11 protein-coding genes and 1 CRISPR repeat array are annotated in these 17,909 nt (G+C 61.7%); of the genes, 4 read left to right on the top strand and 7 right to left on the bottom strand.

Annotated elements, in window-relative coordinates:
- Positions 1 to 4: 4 nt before the first annotated feature.
- Together GFD21_RS05025 and GFD21_RS05020 are read right to left on the bottom strand one after the other, a co-directional pair.
- Complete coding sequence (locus GFD21_RS05025) at positions 5 to 1,237, bottom strand: nucleotide sugar dehydrogenase (RefSeq protein ID WP_163196927.1); 1,233 nt, start codon at positions 1,235 to 1,237, stop codon at positions 5 to 7.
- 116 nt (positions 1,238 to 1,353) lie between these two features.
- Entirely contained in the window at positions 1,354 to 2,415 is a 1,062-nt protein-coding gene (locus tag GFD21_RS05020) for an NAD-dependent epimerase/dehydratase family protein (protein WP_163196840.1), read from the bottom strand.
- Positions 2,416 to 3,022: 607 nt separating this feature from the next.
- Here GFD21_RS05020 and cas9 point away from each other — a divergent pair.
- The 3 genes from cas9 to cas2 are packed head-to-tail and all read left to right on the top strand — an operon-like array spanning position 3,023 to position 7,690.
- On the top strand, positions 3,023 to 6,445 hold the full coding sequence (cas9, locus tag GFD21_RS05015; RefSeq protein WP_225431678.1) for a type II CRISPR RNA-guided endonuclease Cas9: 3,423 nt from the start codon (positions 3,023 to 3,025) through the stop codon (positions 6,443 to 6,445).
- Between the two features lie 10 nt (positions 6,446 to 6,455).
- A complete protein-coding gene (gene cas1, locus GFD21_RS05010; RefSeq protein ID WP_163196839.1) occupies positions 6,456 to 7,361 on the top strand; it encodes a type II CRISPR-associated endonuclease Cas1 in 906 nt (301 codons plus the stop codon).
- Positions 7,358 to 7,690: a CRISPR-associated endonuclease Cas2 gene (gene cas2 / locus GFD21_RS05005; RefSeq protein WP_163196838.1), complete on the top strand. Its 333-nt coding sequence runs from the start codon at positions 7,358 to 7,360 to the stop codon at positions 7,688 to 7,690. The genes cas1 and cas2 overlap by 4 nt, the downstream gene beginning before the upstream one ends.
- 50 nt (positions 7,691 to 7,740) lie before the next feature.
- Positions 7,741 to 8,800: a CRISPR direct-repeat array (repeat unit 36 nt; unit sequence AAAGCTTATCAAGAGGGGTGAATGCTAATTCCCAAC).
- Positions 8,801 to 8,854: 54 nt separating this feature from the next.
- On the opposite strand, the gene GFD21_RS11500 is transcribed toward cas2, so the two are convergent.
- Positions 8,855 to 10,615 (bottom strand): DUF4012 domain-containing protein, encoded by a 1,761-nt coding sequence (locus GFD21_RS11500; protein ID WP_449727611.1) that lies wholly within the window; start codon positions 10,613 to 10,615, stop codon positions 8,855 to 8,857.
- 300 nt (positions 10,616 to 10,915) lie between these two features.
- Positions 10,916 to 12,484, bottom strand: a complete 1,569-nt coding sequence (locus tag GFD21_RS04995; RefSeq protein WP_163196837.1) for a sugar transferase — start codon at positions 12,482 to 12,484, stop codon at positions 10,916 to 10,918.
- Positions 12,485 to 13,115: 631 nt separating this feature from the next.
- Here GFD21_RS04995 and GFD21_RS04990 point away from each other — a divergent pair.
- Positions 13,116 to 14,018 carry a hypothetical protein gene (locus GFD21_RS04990; protein WP_225431677.1) on the top strand — a complete coding sequence of 301 codons (903 nt, stop codon included), beginning with the start codon at positions 13,116 to 13,118 and terminating at the stop codon, positions 14,016 to 14,018.
- A gap of 584 nt (positions 14,019 to 14,602) precedes the next feature.
- Here the strand turns inward: GFD21_RS04990 and GFD21_RS04985 are convergent.
- The 3 genes from GFD21_RS04985 to GFD21_RS04975 form a co-directional block, all read right to left on the bottom strand.
- Positions 14,603 to 15,874 carry an Nramp family divalent metal transporter gene (locus tag GFD21_RS04985; protein ID WP_163196924.1) on the bottom strand — a complete coding sequence of 424 codons (1,272 nt, stop codon included), beginning with the start codon at positions 15,872 to 15,874 and terminating at the stop codon, positions 14,603 to 14,605.
- Between the two features lie 381 nt (positions 15,875 to 16,255).
- The gene (locus GFD21_RS04980; protein WP_163196836.1) at positions 16,256 to 17,029 is read right to left on the bottom strand and encodes an HNH endonuclease family protein; all 774 of its coding nucleotides are present in this window, start codon (positions 17,027 to 17,029) and stop codon (positions 16,256 to 16,258) included.
- Positions 17,026 to 17,889, bottom strand: coding sequence for an aldo/keto reductase (locus GFD21_RS04975; RefSeq protein ID WP_163196835.1), 864 nt, complete (start codon positions 17,887 to 17,889; stop codon positions 17,026 to 17,028). The genes GFD21_RS04980 and GFD21_RS04975 overlap by 4 nt, the downstream gene beginning before the upstream one ends.
- Positions 17,890 to 17,909 lie beyond the last annotated feature (20 nt).

Here is a 17,909-nt window from a genome sequence, read left to right as displayed (position 1 = left end):
CGGGTCAGTCCCTGCGGAACAGGTCTCGGGTGTAGACCTTGTCCTTCACGTCATCGAGGCAGGGGTCATAACGGTTCGCGATGATGGAGTGGGAGCGCTTCTTGAATTCATCAAGGTCGTTGACGACCTCGGAGCCGAAGAACGTGGAACCGTTCTCGAGCGTGGGCTCGTAGATGATGACGGTCGCACCCTTGGCCTTGATGCGCTTCATGACGCCCTGGATGGAGCTCTGGCGGAAGTTGTCCGAGTGGGACTTCATGGTGAGTCGGTACACGCCCACCACGGTCTCGTGCTCCTTGCTGGCGTCCCATTCGCTGTTCGGACCGTAGGCGCCGGCGAGTTCGAGCACACGGTCGGCGATGAAGTCCTTGCGGGTGGCGTTGGAGTCCACGATGGCCTCGATGAGGTTCTCCGGCACGTCCTGGTAGTTGGCGAGCAGCTGCTTGGTGTCCTTCGGCAGGCAGTAGCCGCCGTAGCCGAAGCTCGGGTTGTTGTAGTGGGTGCCGATGCGTGGGTCGAGGCAGACGCCGTCGATGATCTCGCGGGTGTTCAGGCCCTTGGACTCGGCATAGGTGTCGAGCTCGTTGAAGTAGGAGACGCGCAGCGCCAGGTACGTGTTGGCGAACAGCTTGACGGCCTCGGCCTCGGTGAAGCCCATGAACAGCGTATGGATGTTCTCCTCGATGGCGCCCTGCTGCAGCAGCTTGGCGAAGGTGTGGGCGGCCTCCACGAGGTGCTCGTCCTCCGGATCGGTGCCCACCACGATGCGGCTCGGGTACAGGTTGTCGTACAGGGCCTTGGATTCACGCAGGAACTCGGGGCTGAAGATGATGTTCTTGGAACCGGTCTTCTCGCGGATGGACTTGGTGTAGCCCACCGGAATGGTGGACTTGATGACCATGATCGCGTCCGGGTTGACCTTCATCACCAGATCGATGACGGATTCCACGGCGGAGGTGTCGAAGAAGTTCTTCGTGCTGTCGTAGTTGGTCGGCGCGGCGATGATGACGAAGTCGGCGTCGGAGTATGCCTTCTCGCCGTCGAGCGTGGCGGTGAGGTTCAGGGTCTTCTCCGCGAAGTACTTCTCGATGTAGTCGTCCTGGATCGGGGACTTGCGCGCGTTGATCATATCGACCTTGGCGGGGATGATGTCCACCGCGGTGACCTGATGATGCTGCGACAGCAGCGTGGCCAGGCTCAGTCCCACGTAACCGGTACCGGCGACGGCGATCTTCAACGAATCGAAATCCTTCATATGTTGCTTCTTTTCCTTGGGTTTGAATGGGGTCTGAACGTATGACGCGTCATGTGCGGAACGTGCGAGGTTCCGCATATGACGTTCATCGAGGGGGGTTATTCGGCGTGGCCGTCGATATAGAAGGTCCTGTACCATTCGGCGAACCGGCGCAGTCCCTCACGCAGCGGGGTGGACGGCTTGTAGCCGTAATCGCGCTCCAGCGCCGCGGTATCCGCATAGGTGACCGGCACGTCGCCCGGCTGCATGGCGACAAGCTCCTTATGGGCTTCGAAATCGTAGTCCGCGGGCAGCACGCCGGCGCGTACGAGTTCCTCCTGCAGGATCGTCACGAATTCCAGCAGATTCTCCGGATGGCCGTTGCCGATGTTGTACACGGCGTAGGGGGGAACGGGCAGGCCGTCCTCTCCGGTCTTCTTCTCCGGCGCCCCCTGCATTACGCGCACGACGCCTTCGACGATGTCGTCGACATAGGTGAAATCGCGGCGGCAGTTGCCATAGTTGAAAATCTTGATGGTGTCGCCGGCACGCAGCTTGTTGGTGAATCCGAAATAGGCCATGTCCGGGCGGCCCGCCGGACCGTACACCGTGAAGAAGCGCAGACCGGTAGAGGGGATGTCGTACAGCTTCGAGTACGCGTGGGCCAGCAGCTCGTTGGACTTCTTCGTGGCCGCATACAGGCTCACCGGATTGTCGACCTTGTCGTCCGTGGAGTACGGGACCTTCTTGTTGGAACCGTATACGGAGGAACTGGACGCGTAGACCAGATGGGCCACCGGGTAGTTGCGGCAGGCCTCCAGGATGTTGTAGAAGCCGATGAGATTGGACTGGATGTAGGCGTCCGGATGCGTGATGGAATAGCGTACGCCGGCCTGGGCGGCGAGGTTCACCACGACCTTCGGCTTGTATTGTTCGAAGAGCGCGAACACCGCATCCTTATCGGCCAGATCACCCTTGATGAAGGTGAAGTTCCCATAGTGCGACAGCATGTCGAGACGATGCTCCTTGAGCCGCACATCGTAGTAATCGTTGACATTGTCGAATCCGATGACGCGGATGCCCTGGACGTCTTCAAGAAGCCTTTTGGCGAGGTTGGAGCCAATGAACCCGGCGGCCCCGGTGACCAGCACGCAGCTGTTGCGCAAATCGATGGTTTCCATTGCTTGCGACCGCCCTTCTATGCCTTCTCGATTTCGACATGACGGCCGTTATCGGCTGAATACTTCTTCTTCACTGCTTTCCTTCCTGCCAAGGCACAAGTGCCGAGACAAAAACTGAAAGCAGTATATCTCAAGGGGGCACCCCTAACCCCCTGCCGGGCATGGAAGTGAGACGATGCGCCAATCCTTACGAAATAAAGGATTTGCACGCGCCCAAACAAGACGATGGGATTTTCAAAGGGGGCACCTTCGCATCCCCGTTACCCCCTGTTCACATCGAACCACGATCTGCCGCGCAAACACACGAGTCCGGCGATACGGACGACGGCGCGAACGCGAACGCCGGATTCCACTCCTCGCCGGTCAGGCGCTGCACCGCCGCGGCTTTTCGGCTGTCCGGGAACTATCGTACGAATCGGATGCAGGCCTTGTTGCGTGTCCGACGCAGATACGGGTATAGTGAGTTTTGCTAATTCTCAATAAGAGCGGACATGTTGGCCGCTTTGATTGCTCGGCAGCGTTGCTGTCAGGGGCGAGTCGCATGGCTCGCCCCGTTTTTATTCCGGTACCATTCCCTTAGCAATAGATTCTCAGAGCAGAGGAATTGATGATGAATACGAAACGGTACAGGATCGGCATCGATGTGGGTCTCAATTCGGTGGGACTTGCGGCGATCGAGGTCGATGACGATGACATGCCGATGCGCATGCTCAACGCGCAATCGGTCATTCACGATGGCGGCGTGGATCCGACCAAGAACAAAGAGGCGATCACCCGTAAGAACGTCTCAGGAGTAAGTCGCCGCGCACGACGCATGATGCGCAGGCGTCGCAAGCGACTCGATCGTCTCGATGCCGCTCTTGAGCGGGCCGGGTATCCGATCATCGAACCGGAATCACTGACCACGCCGTTCGAGGAATGGCATGTGCGCGCCCGGCTGGCCGAGTCCTTCATCGAGGACGAGGCCACGCGGCGCGAGGACCTGTCCATTGCGCTGCGCCACATCGCGCGGCATCGGGGATGGCGCAATCCGTACCATCGCGTGGAATCGTTGCTGGCGGACAACCCGCATTCGGCGCAGTACGGCGAACTGAAGACGCGTGCGGAGGAGCGACTGGGACGTGGCATCGAAGACGATCCCACGCCGGCGCAGCTGGTCGTCGCCGTATTGTCGAACGGATATGCGGAATCGCCACGTCTGCGCACCAGCACCAAGCGCGGCGAGGGACTGTTGCCGCAGCGTCTCATGCAGGAGGACAATGCGAACGAGTTGAAGCGCATCTTCGACGTGCAGCATGTTCCCCGGACGGAATGGGAACCGTTGTTCCGTAACGTGTTCCGGGCGACTTCTCCCAAGGGGTCGGCACAAGGGAGGGTGGGACGCGACCCGTTCGACCCCTCGCAGCCGCGTGCGTTGAAGGCGTCTCTGGTGTTCCAGCGGTATCGCATCGCCAATGTGCTGACGAACCTGCGCATCCGGGAGGCGGGTGCCGTATCAGAACGGCCGTTGACGGTTGAGGAGAAGCAACGGGCATATGCGTTGCTCTCCTCCGCTTCACGCGAGGACATCACATGGGCCGATGTCGCGACTCATCTTGGGTTAGCGAGACACCGGCTTCGCGGCGTCGGCACAATGACGGCGGACGGCGAGGAGCGTATCTCCGCCATGCCGCCGTGCATGACGTCCGTGCAGCGGATTCGCGAGGCCGACCGAAAGATCGCCAAGCCGTTGATGAAGTGGTGGGATGACGCGTCGGAGGCGGCGCGTGAGGCGATGATCCGGCTGCTGTCCAACACCGTGGACTTCGATGCCGTCCGCGAAGATCTTGCCTACGCGGAAGCCATCAGGTTCATCGACGCATTGGATGATGACGGACTGACCAAACTGGATTCGATCGATCTGCCCGCCGGGCGTGCCGCATACGGCGAGGAGACGTTGCGGCGACTCACCGAACGCATGTTGACGACCGATGATGATCTTCACACCGCACGCAAGACGCTGTTCCATGTGTCCGATTACTGGCGACCGCCGGCCGATCCCATCGGAGCGCCATTGGGCAACCCCTCGGCGGACAGGGTGGTTCGCATCGTCAGCCAGTGGATGACAGGTTGCCGTAATCGTTGGGGCAACCCGGTATCAGTACAGATCGAACATGTGCGTTCGGCATTCGACTCGGTGGCCACCGCCCGGCAGTACGAACGACGCACCGGCTCACGGAGCGTCTACCGTTCCGCACTCGCGTCCAAGCTACGGGAGTCCGAGCATCTGGAACGTGTACGCGCATCGGATATTCGCAGGATCGAAGCGATACAACGCCAGAACGGCCAATGCCTGTACTGCGGACGGCCGATTGCGTTCGGCACCTGCGAAATGGACCATATCGTGCCAAGAAAGGGCGTCGGTTCCACCAACACCCGCACGAATCTGGCCGCGGTGTGCGCCGACTGCAATCGACTCAAGTCGAAGACGCCATTCCCCGTATGGGCGGCCTCCGAGCCGGCCAGACAGCGCGGGGTCAGTCTCTCGGACGCGTTGCAGCGGGTCGACAACATGCTGTATGACAGGAAGGCCGACACTCCTCAGACATGGCGGCGGTTCAAGCAGGAGATGAAGACGCGCCTGAAGCAGACCGAAGGCGACGAGCCGATCGACAACCGATCCATCGAATCGGTCGCATGGATGGCGGACGAACTGCACCGCCGTATCGACTGGTATTTCAACTCGCAACGCTACCTCGCCGAGCGCGACGAGGACCGTCCGTCAAGGGAGGTGGCCGTGGATGTCTTCCAAGGGCGTGTCACGGCGCTCGCACGTAGGGCAAGCGGCATGGAAGGGCGCATCCATTTCTTCCAAGCTCGTTACAAGACGCGTCTCGACCGTCGTCACCATGCGGTGGATGCCTCGGTGATCGCGTTGATGCGTCCGTCGGTCGCAAAGACGCTGGTGGAACGCGATTCGCTACGCGAATCCCAGATGATCGCAGGCGGACTGGCCGAAGGCGAACGCAGTTGGAAGGAGTACCCATACGAAAGCTGCACGGGCTACGACTCGTACCAGCGGTGGCGCGTCGGCATGGAGCTGCTGCTCGAACTGCTCAACGACGCGCTCGACCATGATCGCGTGGTGGTGCGGCAGCCGATGCGGTTGCAGCTGGGCAATTCGATAGCGCATGATGCGACGGTCAAGGCGTTGAGCCGTGTTCGTCTCGGAGACGCCATGGATGCCGATCTGATTCGGAGGGCCTCCACGCCTGCGCTATGGTGTGCGCTCACCCGTCTTCCCGACTATGATGCGAAGACCGGTCTGCCTGCGGACGATACGCGACGAATCGTCGTACACGGCACCGAGTTCATGGCCGATGACGAAGTGGGATTCTTCGATGGACAGTCGGCGCAAATCGCCGTGCGTGGCGGTTCCTCCGACATCGGATCGGCGATTCACCATGCACGCGTATACCGGTGCTGGAAGCAGAACGCCAAGGGCGTTCGCAAGTACTGGTATGGCATGATCCGTGTGTTCCAAGCGGATTTGCTGAGGTCGCGTGGCGGTGACCTGTTCACCGCTCCGTTGCCTCCACGGTCGGTATCGATGCGCTGGGGCGAGCCGCGCACCGTGCAGGCGGTGCAGGATGGCAACGCCGAATATCTGGGCTGGCTGGTCGTCGGCGATGAGATTCACGTGGACTTCGCCCAAGGCAAGCTCAAAGGGCAGATCGGCGAATTCGCCGAGTGGTGCGGGGACTCGGATAGTGCCGATACCGCGCGATGCGTGTGGGTGCTGGCCGGGTTCTACTCGAATAGCAAGCTGACGATTCGACCACGATTACTGGCTGCTGAGGGGCTGAAGAAGTTCCAAGGCCAGCAGGAGGTACCGGACTCGGTGCGGAAGATTGTGGATGCAAAAGGGTGGATACCGTCTGTCGATGTTGTCAGCTCATATTCTCCTGTAGTTATCCGCCGCAACTCCATGGGTGAGCCGCGCTGGCATTCACAATCGGGGCTGCCGTGTTCGTGGCGATGGTCCGACTAGGGCGGTCGTCATGCAGAGCCAATGGCGGGTCATCGATTGCACGGAGATGGCGGGACGTGTCTCGTATACGCGCGGCAACATGCGCGTGAAGCGAGATGATGCAGACACTCCCGTGGATGTGCCACTGGCGCAGGTGGCCGTGGTACTGCTTGGACTGAAGGTGTCGTGTTCCGCCGCGGTGCTGCACGAGATGGCCCGGTACGGCGTATCGGTCATGCTGTGCGACTGGCGTGGGGTGCCGGATGCGGCGCTCCACGCCTGGACCGATACGCCGACCACGGTCACACAACGGCAACTGGCGCAGGTCGATATGACGTTGCCGCGCCGGAAGAACGCATGGGGGCGAATCGTGCAGGCGAAGGTGCGCGGGCAGGCCGCCTGTCTAGATTCCCTTAGCCGTGATGGCGGCGGATTGCTGCGTGGTATCGCCGCCTCGGTGCGTTCGGGAGACCCTTCCAATTGCGAAGGGCATGCGGCACGGGAGTATTGGAGACGGTTATTCCCGGCTGGGGAGGAATTCCATCGCGTGCCGGGCGAGGGAATTGGACGCAACGCACATTTGGATTACGCCTACATGGTGTTGCGCGGATTCGCCATCAAAGCCGTGATATCGGCCGGGCTGATTCCCTCGTTGGGGATGCATCACCGCAATCGCGGTAATTATTTCTGTCTGGCGGATGACATCTTGGAACCGTATCGGCCGGCGATCGACCGTAGGGTGGCGGAACTGGGCTCCGATGATTCGCTATCGGACCGGAATGTGAAACGGCGCCTTGTGGAGGCGGTCAACCGGCAGTTGAACGGCACCGGTCTCACCATTCCCAGTTCGTTGAACGATTTCGCGCAACAGTACGGCCTGTATTGCGAGGGGAAGATCGACCGGCTGCCCGTGCCGGAATACGCGGGTGCCGAATGAAAAAGGACGAGGACAGTGGTGGCATGTGGTGTCTGGTGATGTTCGACCTGCCGGTCAAGACCAAACAGCAGCGCAGCGCGGCCACGGAGTTCAGGAACATGCTGGTGGACATGGGCTACGGCATGGTGCAGTATTCGGTCTATGCCAGGTACACGCCGACGCAGGCGGGCAACCGTGCGACGGTGAAGGCGATCAAGGAGGCGTTGCCCGCGCACGGCTATGTGCGCATCCTGCATGTCAGTGACCACCAGTGGTCTTCGGCGTTGCGTTTTTCCAATCTGGAGCAGGAGGATGCAGTGGAGACGCCGGAGTTGTTCACGCTTTTCTGAACGTAAGATTATCTGAAAACCGCAGAAAATAGCCCCTCCTGAGAAGCTATAAAGCTTATCAAGAGGGGTGAATGCTAATTCCCAACCTAGCTGATAGGCGGTGACGTTGGTGTCAAAGCTTATCAAGAGGGGTGAATGCTAATTCCCAACGGCGCGATCGAACGCCCCGGCTTCCCCAAAAGCTTATCAAGAGGGGTGAATGCTAATTCCCAACGTTGCGTCGCGCTGAGGTATCGGGTCGCAAAGCTTATCAAGAGGGGTGAATGCTAATTCCCAACTACAAAGCCAAGGGCCGGCCGTTGGAGGAAAGCTTATCAAGAGGGGTGAATGCTAATTCCCAACGTCACCACCAAGGAGATGAAGTTCGACGAAAGCTTATCAAGAGGGGTGAATGCTAATTCCCAACCTCATCTTCGAATGGGACGACGACAACAAAAGCTTATCAAGAGGGGTGAATGCTAATTCCCAACTCGTTGAGGAGGATGTCGCCGGGCCTTGAAAGCTTATCAAGAGGGGTGAATGCTAATTCCCAACGAGTCGCTCGTGACCCGCAACACGTACGAAAGCTTATCAAGAGGGGTGAATGCTAATTCCCAACCTACTTCGACATTATCTCCAGTGACAAGAAAGCTTATCAAGAGGGGTGAATGCTAATTCCCAACTTGCAGCACAGGCCGTTGACCCACCAGCAAAGCTTATCAAGAGGGGTGAATGCTAATTCCCAACTGTGCTCGCTCAGGCATCGATTAGCGAGAAAGCTTATCAAGAGGGGTGAATGCTAATTCCCAACGATTTGCTCGAGAGTGGCATCGGCGAGACAAGTTTATCAAGAGGGGTGAATGCTAATTCCCAACACGGGTAACGCTGGTTACTGCGAACAGTCAAGTTTATCAAGAGGGGTGAATGCTAATTCCCAACTGAGGAGGAGTGTGCCTGCGCCGGCGAACAAGTTTATCAAGAGGGGTGAATGCTAATTCCCAACTCTTGGCTTTATGGCAAGGATGCGACAGCAAGCTTATCAAGAGGGGTGAATGCTAATTCCCAACCGCACCCACGCCTATTATCCAGCCGCAACAAGCTTATCAAGAGGGGTGAATGCTAATTCCCAACGTATGCATTAGGGTGGCCCCTTACCAAGCTTATCAAGAGGAGTGAAGCTAATCCTCAGTCCGTGCGACCCTCGATCTGCGGGGTCTGGGTGAGGGAGAGCGGGGTCTGCACGCCAGGGGCGGTCTGCACGTGCATCGTGCACTCGTATGATTCGCCGGGTGCCAACAGCACCGTCTTGACGCCGACGGTCAGGGTGTCATGCACGGCGAGTCCGTCGTAGCTTGAACCATCAGATGCCTTCCAATCCACCAAGCGGACGCCGGCCGGCGCATACGCGTACATTGCCGTTTTTATGCCTCCATCTGGAATGCCCTCCAGTTGGTCTCCGAGTACGTATTGCGGGGTGGAGGCGACCTGGTCGGCGGTCATCATATTTGTGAGCTTGACATGTACCGTGTACTGGTTGGCTCCGTTGGCGGCGGTTCCGTCGAACGTCATGGTCACCTTGCGTTTGAGATACCAGTCCATCTTCGACTGGGTGATGTCCGAGAAGTACACGCCCAGTTCCGGTGTGGACGCATCGGTCTTCAATGCGCCGGAAATCGGGGTGTTGAGCAGCAGCTCCTGCTCGTCCTCATGGGCGCTCCACACCTTCATGTGCCCCTGGCTCACGGATGTGGCCAATGCTTTGAGGAACGCCTTCGCGTCGGAGGAATGAGACATGATCTGCGTGAACGACGCGGCCGCGGCCGCCGAGAAATACTCATCTTGCTGGTCTTCGGGCTTGTCTGCATACACCTGACTCAGCAGGTACTGCGCCGCGTTCGTGCCGTCGAGCGTCACCCCGTCCTGCAGGGTCACGCCGCCGCTCACCTTGAGCATGTTCTGCAGGAACACCGGGTCGATCGCGATCACGCCGTCCACGTCCTGGCCGGCGTGCGCCTTCCACAATGCCTTGGCGATCACGCCCGTACGCGGGAAATCGGGGGTAAAGTTCACATCCACGGCCACACGCCCCAGTTTGTCGGTGAACAGCGTGCGCTCCTCCGCCGTGAGATCCACCACCGGTTCGTCGAACCACGGGATCTTTCCACCCGAAACGAACGGCTGCATCTCGACCTTGCCGTTCGTCACCGTCATCACGCCCCATGAACCGGGCAGACCACCGCCCGGGCGGATCTCCGAGTTCGTCTGCGCCAGGATCAGATAGGTCCTGGTCTGTCCGTCGTTGGCGAGCATCTTCGGCACCACCTGGGCGGCAACGTTCATGTCATGCACCATGCCGGACAGCGTGTGCAGGTAGTTCTTCGCCTGCTCCATCGCATCCGCCACCTGCGTGACATGCGGCGTAGGGGCACCGGTCAGGTCGCGGTCCGCGTCCTCGATCACGTCGTCGGCCCTCTGCAACGGTTCGGCGGATTTGCTCAGCGCGGACACGTCGATGACACCGTCCTTCACCGAAATGTCCTTGAGGTTGAGCGCACCGGACGCTTGTTTCATGGCAGGCATCGCCTGCGAGGAGATGTTCTCCATCGCGGTGACGGCGGTGCGCACCGCACGCACATCATCGCCATAGTAAGGCACATGCGAGGCGGCCTTCCACAAGACGGAACTCGTCTGGGCGTAGGCGGCGGACGCATGGACGGAGAACTCGTCCATCTTCGCGTTCAACGTGGCCGTATCGCCGCTCTCGAGCGCATCCTGCATGCCGGAGGCCACCACTACAGCCTGCTGCACCTCGTTCTTCGTCTTCACCGCGGACCATGCGAACCATGCGCCCGCGGCGGCAAGCAACGCCACCAGCACGCCAAAGGCGATGAGCGCACGGCGGATTCTCCGGCGACGACGAATCCTACGGATATGCTGCGCGCTCATCCTGCGGCGCCGGCGATGATGCCGGGGCTGCTCCGCGGACTCCACATCCCCGTCCCCGGCAGACGCATCGGACGTCGGCGGCATCGGAGGATTCAGCCCATCGGAATCGGTCATGTACGCGATGTCGAAATCCTTCGGCTTGCTTCCGGCAGCGCCGTTATCCTCGGATTCCCCGGACATTTCGGCCATGACTCAATCCCCCATCGCGTGAACGTGCGCCGTATAGCGGCGGCATACCACAAACTGGGTGACCAGTGTAGTCGGGGGCATTGATACCCCCGAAAACGAAGGTGGGTCGAATCAGTAGGCGCCCTTCGGGTTGATCATCACTCCGACGGTGCGGAAGATGTAGCTGATGTCTCCCAGAACGGACCAATTCTGCACGTAGGCGACATCCAGCTGCTGGCTTTCCTCCTCGCTCAGGTCATTGCGGCCAGACACCTGCCACGGACCGGTGATGCCGGGCTTGACGAGCAGTCGGGTGGCGTACACCTGATCGTATTCGTCCACTTCGTACTGGCGCTGCGGACGGGGGCCGACCACGCTCATCGATCCAAGGAAGGAATTGAAGAACTGGGGAAGCTCGTCCAGCGAGGTCTTGCGAATGAAATGCCCGACCTTCGTCACGCGCGGATCGTTCTTGAGCTTGAAACGGGCGCCCAGCTCCTGGCCGGCGGCCGCGGCCACTTCGGCGTCCATCTTGTCCGCGTCCACCCTCATGGAACGGAACTTATAGATCTTGAACGGTTTGCCGTACAGGCCGATACGCTCCTGCTTGTAGAGGACCGGACCATGATCGTCGAGTTTGATGGCAATGGCGACGCCCAGCATGAACGGGGAGGACAATACGATCGCGATCGTGGACACGATGATGTCGAACAGTCGCTTCATCATCTTGCGCGCCGGTGAGAACTGGGCAAGACGGATGGTGATCACCGTGGTGCCCTGAATGGAACGCACCTGCGTCTCATGGCCGCTGACGTCGGCTGCGGAGGTCACCAGGGCGATCTCCAGACCGATGGCCTCCATGTGCATGGAGAACGTGTTGAAGTTGTCGGAGAAACGACGCAGCACATCGGTGACCATCACTGTCTGGATGCCCGAATCGGCAAGATGTTCCGCCAGATCGTTTTCGGAGTACGGAACCACCGGCAGCAGCTCGCCCCAGTTCCTGCGCATCTGTTCCCTGAGCTCGTCCAGGTTCGGATCGGGTTCCACCAGACCGTCATCGTTAAGACGGATGGGGCATACGGCGAGCGGACGGTAGTTGAGCTGCTGCTTCTGCGCCAGGAATCGCAGCATATGCCCGATCGCCTCCGGGGAACCGACGATGGCGGTACCGTATGCGTACTTGCCCTTCTTGCGGTTCCGGGTGATGAACAGGCGCACGAAAAAGCGGGCGATCATGTTGAGCAGCCATGCCGCCGCGACCATCAGCGTCAGCGTGCTCAGCCACAGATTGAGGTTCAACACGAAATTGAAAGCGCATAGGATCACCCATGCCTCGACCATGCCGACGAACAGGCGGAGATTGAGCTGATATCCGTCGCCCATCACATGCCGGTGGTACACGCCCGCCGCGTGTAACGAATACACGTACATGAGCGCCGCGATGATCAGGTACACACTCAGGTCGATGTTCAGATCGAAACGATACGACACGAAATACCTGTAATCCTGATCACGCGCCATCAGCACGGTGGTGCCTGCGATGATGAACACGGCCGCGTCGATCAGCATCAGCGCGAGATTGATGTAAAACCGCCAATACAGCACGCGGGACAGTTGGCTTTGGCGGATATCACGGCGCCCCTCCGGACGCGGCGCATCGGAACGACCGGAAACGCCGGGATTCGTTGTACTCTCCATCTACTGTTCTCTTCCACATCTCTTCTCGCCCACGATGTCCTGCACACGTATGCACTCGTACATGCATGCCGCGCCCGGCACCGGGGCATCACACCAAGACACCGCCAACTATATGGTAGGGGGTACCCCCTGTAGGGGGTGGTGTTCATATGTCGTTTGGCCGAAAAGACGGGACGAGAACACCATGTGAACGCACGGCGACGACGCGATCGCACGAACCGCGGAGATGTGAAGGCTCACATATTTGACGGGGGGCAGGAAATGACGTTCATCGAACGGTCGCACACGCCGATCCCCGGGACCGCGGAACGCATCCTCCCATCTCCACCCGGGGAATACCATCCTGTCGGCGTTGCTCCCCGGTACTCGCGGATGCATCCGCGCATCCCGCACGATTCAGCCGACGCGCTACTCCCCAATCAAGTCCGAGGCCTCCCCCACCGACGCCCCAATCCGTTCCGGTTCACATAGGCGAACCCTCGAATCGCACAATATCGCAATCTTGGCTTGTGCGTTTCACCGGACCTCTGTACACATTGCCCCGTGCGTTTGCGCCGCGGCACCCCGCTTCCCTACCGTCGGAACCATGAACGGATACGGCAACGATGCGGGATCACTCCCCACGGCAGTCATGAACGACATGTTCGACACCACGCCCTCTCCCACCATGCGCGAAGGCCTCGCGCAGCGCAAACGAGACGTCGTGCGCCGCTGTACCGAAGCGGCGAAGACCACCGGACACAAGCTGATGTTCGGCATGACCACCTCGCTGATGCTCCAATCCGTGCCGATCCCCTCCGAATGCGACCTCGACACGGCCGTGCTCCACACCGTGTCCAGCAACAAGCAGCGCCGGGTACGCAAGCGCGGCATTCCCACGCAGCCCCATGTCTGGCGTCCGCTCGTCGACTCGGAGCCCGTGCGCATCAACCGGCACGTCTACGCCTTGGATCTGATGCACACCTGGGCGCAGCTCGCCATGCATCTGCCGTTCGAGGAACTGGTCGTGCTCGGAGACGCGATCATCACGGCGAGCGCCCGGGCGAACGGCCGGGACGCGGAACACATACGCGCCGATCTCGCCGCGTTCGTCACGGGGCTTGCACCGTTCCGGGGCAAGCGCTCATGCATCGCCGCATGCCGCTACATCATGGCGGGCGTCGATTCGCCGATGGAATCCCGCAGCCGCCTGTCCCTGCTCAAGCACGGTCTTCCCTGCCCGCAACCCGGTTACACGGTGCCGGGTGCGATGTTCGCGAGCGGCACGTCGATGATGCTCGACATGGCATGGCCGCAATACCGTGTGGCCGTCGAATACGACGGCGACCAGCATCGCACCGACAAGGCGCAGTGGCGGCGCGACCAGGAGAAACGCGACCGGCTGCAAAACCATGGGTGGGTACTGCGCATCGCGACCGCTGCGACGCTGGCGAACGCGGACACACGGGCGGATCATGCGTTCGGCGTCGCGCGGCAGCTGATGTTGCGTGGGGCGAGGTTCACATTCCAGCCGGTGGAACGGTCATTGCAATGAGACTCCTGCCCCTCGGTACAGAGAAGGGCGTTCTTCACGTCGAGGGGCAAGAATCCCTGTCCCTCGATGGCATTCCGATGCTTTTCCTCATCGAAGGACAGGCCGCTTCGCCCCTCACCGCTCAATTCCCTTGAATATTCATCGAGGGACAAACTTCTCGCCGTAACACCATTGGAAAACAGCCATTCGCCGATGCGGCTCAATTGATGGGTTGCCCCGCGGCTTGCAAATCTCCCATTTTCACGCCGAAGGACAAGCCACTTCGCCCCTCGACATTCCATCCCCCTCAAATACTCATCGAGGGACAACCCTTCCACCGCGCCCCCAAAGGACAACACCCACTCGTCGACGTATCACAGCACAAGACTGCCCCACAGCTCGCAAATCCCTCATTTTGGGTCATAAACCAAACTATGTAGCTGCTTTGGTTGGCGAGACACTGCGGCACAAGGCACGCCCGATGGGTGTTCGACTGCCGTCCATTCGACCGGGCGCATGAGGACACCCTGATGCGCGGCCTGCGTCGGCAAAAAGAAGAAAACAGCATCACTTCGGCGGGGCGGGCGGGACCAGCCCGGAAAAGGTCAGCTGACACCCAGCAGCGTGAGCACGATGAGCAGCACGTTCAACGCCACGATCAGCGCCGCCACCATGATGAACACAGCATGCTTGACCGGCCCGTCCACGTAGCGGCCCATCAGCTTCCTGTCGTGCGTGTAGCGCAGCAGCGGGATGATGGCGAACGGGATGCCGATGGAGAGGATCACCTGGCCGATGACCAGCGCCTCGGTGGGGTTCGGCGCGAACCACAGCACGATCAGTCCCGGCACGAGCGTGACGATGCGGCACGCCCACATCGGCGCCTTGATGCGCAGCAGCCCGTGCATGATCTCCGAGCCGGCGTACGTGCCCACGGACGTGGAGCTCAATGACGAGGCGAGCAGGCCGATCGAGAAGATCGTGCCGATCACGGGGCCGAGCACGCTCACGATCGCGTGCTGCGCGCCGCTGATCGAATCGGTGCCCTTCATGCCGTACAGCGAGTTCGCGGCGAGGATGAGCAGCGCGAGGTTCACGGTGCCGGCGAGCACGAGCGCCCAGAACACGTCGATCTTGGAGCCGTGCAGCAGTTCGCGCGTGGTGGGGCGGGCCTGCCCGCCCGCGTAATGGTCGTTGACCAGCGTGGAATGCAGGTAGATCGCGTGCGGCATGACGGTGGCGCCCAGCATGGACGCGGCCATGAGCACGGAGTCGCGCGTGGAGAAGCGCGGGACGAGCCCGCCGAGCACGTCGCCAGGGTTCGGCGGCGCGATGAACAGTCCCGCGATGAACCCGAACGTGATGACGAGCAGCAGCGCGATCACCATTTTTTCGAACAGGCGGTGCGTGCGCCCGCCCTCGAACATGAGCAGCACGGTGGACACGGCGCCGATGACCACGCCGCCTGCGAACAGCGGCAGACCGAACAGCAGGTTCAACGCGATGGCCCCGCCGATGAGCTCGGCCAGGTCGGTGGCGATGGCGATGACCTCCGCCTGCATGAAGAACATGAAGCGCCCGGCGTCGCTCATGCGCGAGCCGAGCAGTTCGGGCAGCGAGCGCCCGGTGACGATGCCGAGTTTCGCGGACTGGTATTGGATGAGCACGCTCATCGCGTTCGCGACGACGAGCACCCACATGAGCATGTACCCGTAGCGGGCGCCGGAGGTGACGTTGGCGGCCACGTTGCCCGGGTCCACGTAGGCGACGGCGGCCACGAACGCGGGGCCGAGGATGCTGGCCAGCGAATGCCCGTGGCGGACCACGCCGGCCTCGTGGCGGGCCGTCTGGCGCTCCTTCTCGATCTCCGATTCGATGCGTTCCGGCCCGGCTGAGCGCACATAGTCGCGATGCTTTTCGACGCTGTGCCGGCGGCCGTAGCCCTTGCCGGCCGCCGCCCCGGCGGCGGTGCGCACCGCGTGCCCGCGCCCGTAGCCGCGTCCCTGGCGCCGCGCGTTCGCGACGGTCGGGTCGTTCGTCGCCGTCGCGCCGTCCACGACGCGGTCGTCATTCAGCGCCTTGCGCGCACCGGCGGACGCCCCGTCGGGCGATCCGCCGCGCGTCCCCTCGTCCCGCGCATCATTCGCATCCTGCATACCGGTATCCTGCACTTGCCGCACTCCCCCTCGCGATTACCGCACACCGGTATAGCGCGGGGATGTTTCGCGGCGCAAGTCCCCGCCGCCTCCCGTCACCCGTCACTTGTCCTCGGGGACGGCCTGCCCTGGACAGGTGTGCAGCACGGCGAGCATCGCGTCCTTCTCGCCCGACGTGACGGTCAGCCCGTACTTGGATTTCACGCCGATCTGGCGGGCCACGTAGTCGCAGCGGTAGGCGCCGTTCGTGGGCAGCCAGTAGGCGGCGGATGCGGATCCCTTCTCCTGGTTGGCGGGGCCGTCCACGGCGAGCAGGTTGTACGGGTCGTTGCCGTAACGGTACCGTTTCGCCGTATCCCAGTCGCGTGCGCCGGACTGCCACGCGTTCTCCAACGCCACCACGTGGTCGATCTGCACGGCCGTGGAGGTGCGCACGCCGCGCGTGAACCGGATCGTCCTGCCGGTGTACGGGTCGTCGAGCGTGCCGGAGGCGACCGTGCACGCGTACCGTCCGCTCGCGCCCTTGAACGTGACGTCCTTGAGGTCGCGGGCAAGGATGTCCTCGCGGATGTCGCAGCCGTCGCCGTCATCGTCGGTCTCGCGGTAGCCGAACGCGTCGCGGTCGTAGCCGGACGCGGATTGCGCGTCGTCGACGGCGAGCGTGTTCAGCACGTCGGCCGCCTGCCCGGTGGCGGCGGTCTCGCCGGTCACCTTGGCGACGGTGGGGCTGACCTCGGGGAGCCCCACGCCGATGGAGACGCCGGCGACGATGGCGATGACGACGAGGATCAGCACGCGTTCGAGCGGGCTGGTGCCGGAGAAGCGGCGGCGACGGAAGCGGGCGTCGCGCCGACGGCGGTGGTACCTCCCGCTCACGCGTAGGTGAAGGTCAGCGGGTCGTGGCCGGCGCGGGTCGGGCCGTCGAGCGCGTCGATGGCCGCGTGTTCGGCCGGTTCGAGCACGAAGCCGAACAGGTCGAGGTTCTCCCGCTGGCGTTCCGCGTGCACGGACTTGGGGATGATGATCGTGCCGTTCTCGATGTGCCAGCGCAGGATCACCTGCGCGGGGGTGACGCCGTGCGCCTCGGCGATGCGCTCGATGGTGCCGTCGCCGGCGTTGAGGTCGGCGCCGCGGGCCATCGGCGAGTACGCTTCGACGGCGATGCCGTGCGCCTTGCAGAACGCGACCACCTCGCGCTGCTGCCACGTGGGGTGCAGTTCGATCTGGTCGACGGCCGGCCATTCGCCGGTCTCCTCGTGCAGGCGTTCCAGGTGCTCGGGCAGGAAGTTGCACACGCCCAGGGTCCGCACACGGCCCTCCTCGCGCAGCTTCGCGAACGCCTTCCACGTCTCGCCGCTGCGCCAGTCGAACGGGGTGGGCCAATGGATCATGTACATGTCCACATAATCGACCTGCAGCTTGTCCAGGGAGTCGTCGAACGCCTTGAGCGCGGAATCGTAGCCCTGCTGGGAGTCGCGCAGCTTGGTGGTGAGCCACAGGGATTTGCGGGCCTCGCCCGTGTTGAAGCCGGTGGCGGCGAGCGCGCGGCCCACGCCGGCCTCGTTGTTGTAGCCGGCGGCGCCGTCGATGTGGCGGTAGCCGGTTTCGAGCGCGCTTTCGACCACGGGCACGACGCCCTCGTCGTCGATGCGCAGCACGCCCAGGCCGATCTGCGGGATGAGATGGCCGTCGTTGAGGGTGATGACGGGCGTGTGGAGGATGGGCTTGTTCGCCATGATGGGCTCCTTCCGTTGTT

The organism is Bifidobacterium platyrrhinorum (genome assembly GCF_010667645.1).
GTDB classification, from domain to species: domain Bacteria; phylum Actinomycetota; class Actinomycetes; order Actinomycetales; family Bifidobacteriaceae; genus Bifidobacterium; species Bifidobacterium platyrrhinorum.
Note: the sequence above shows the minus strand (reverse complement) of the source record. Positions and strands in the feature narration are given on the sequence as shown.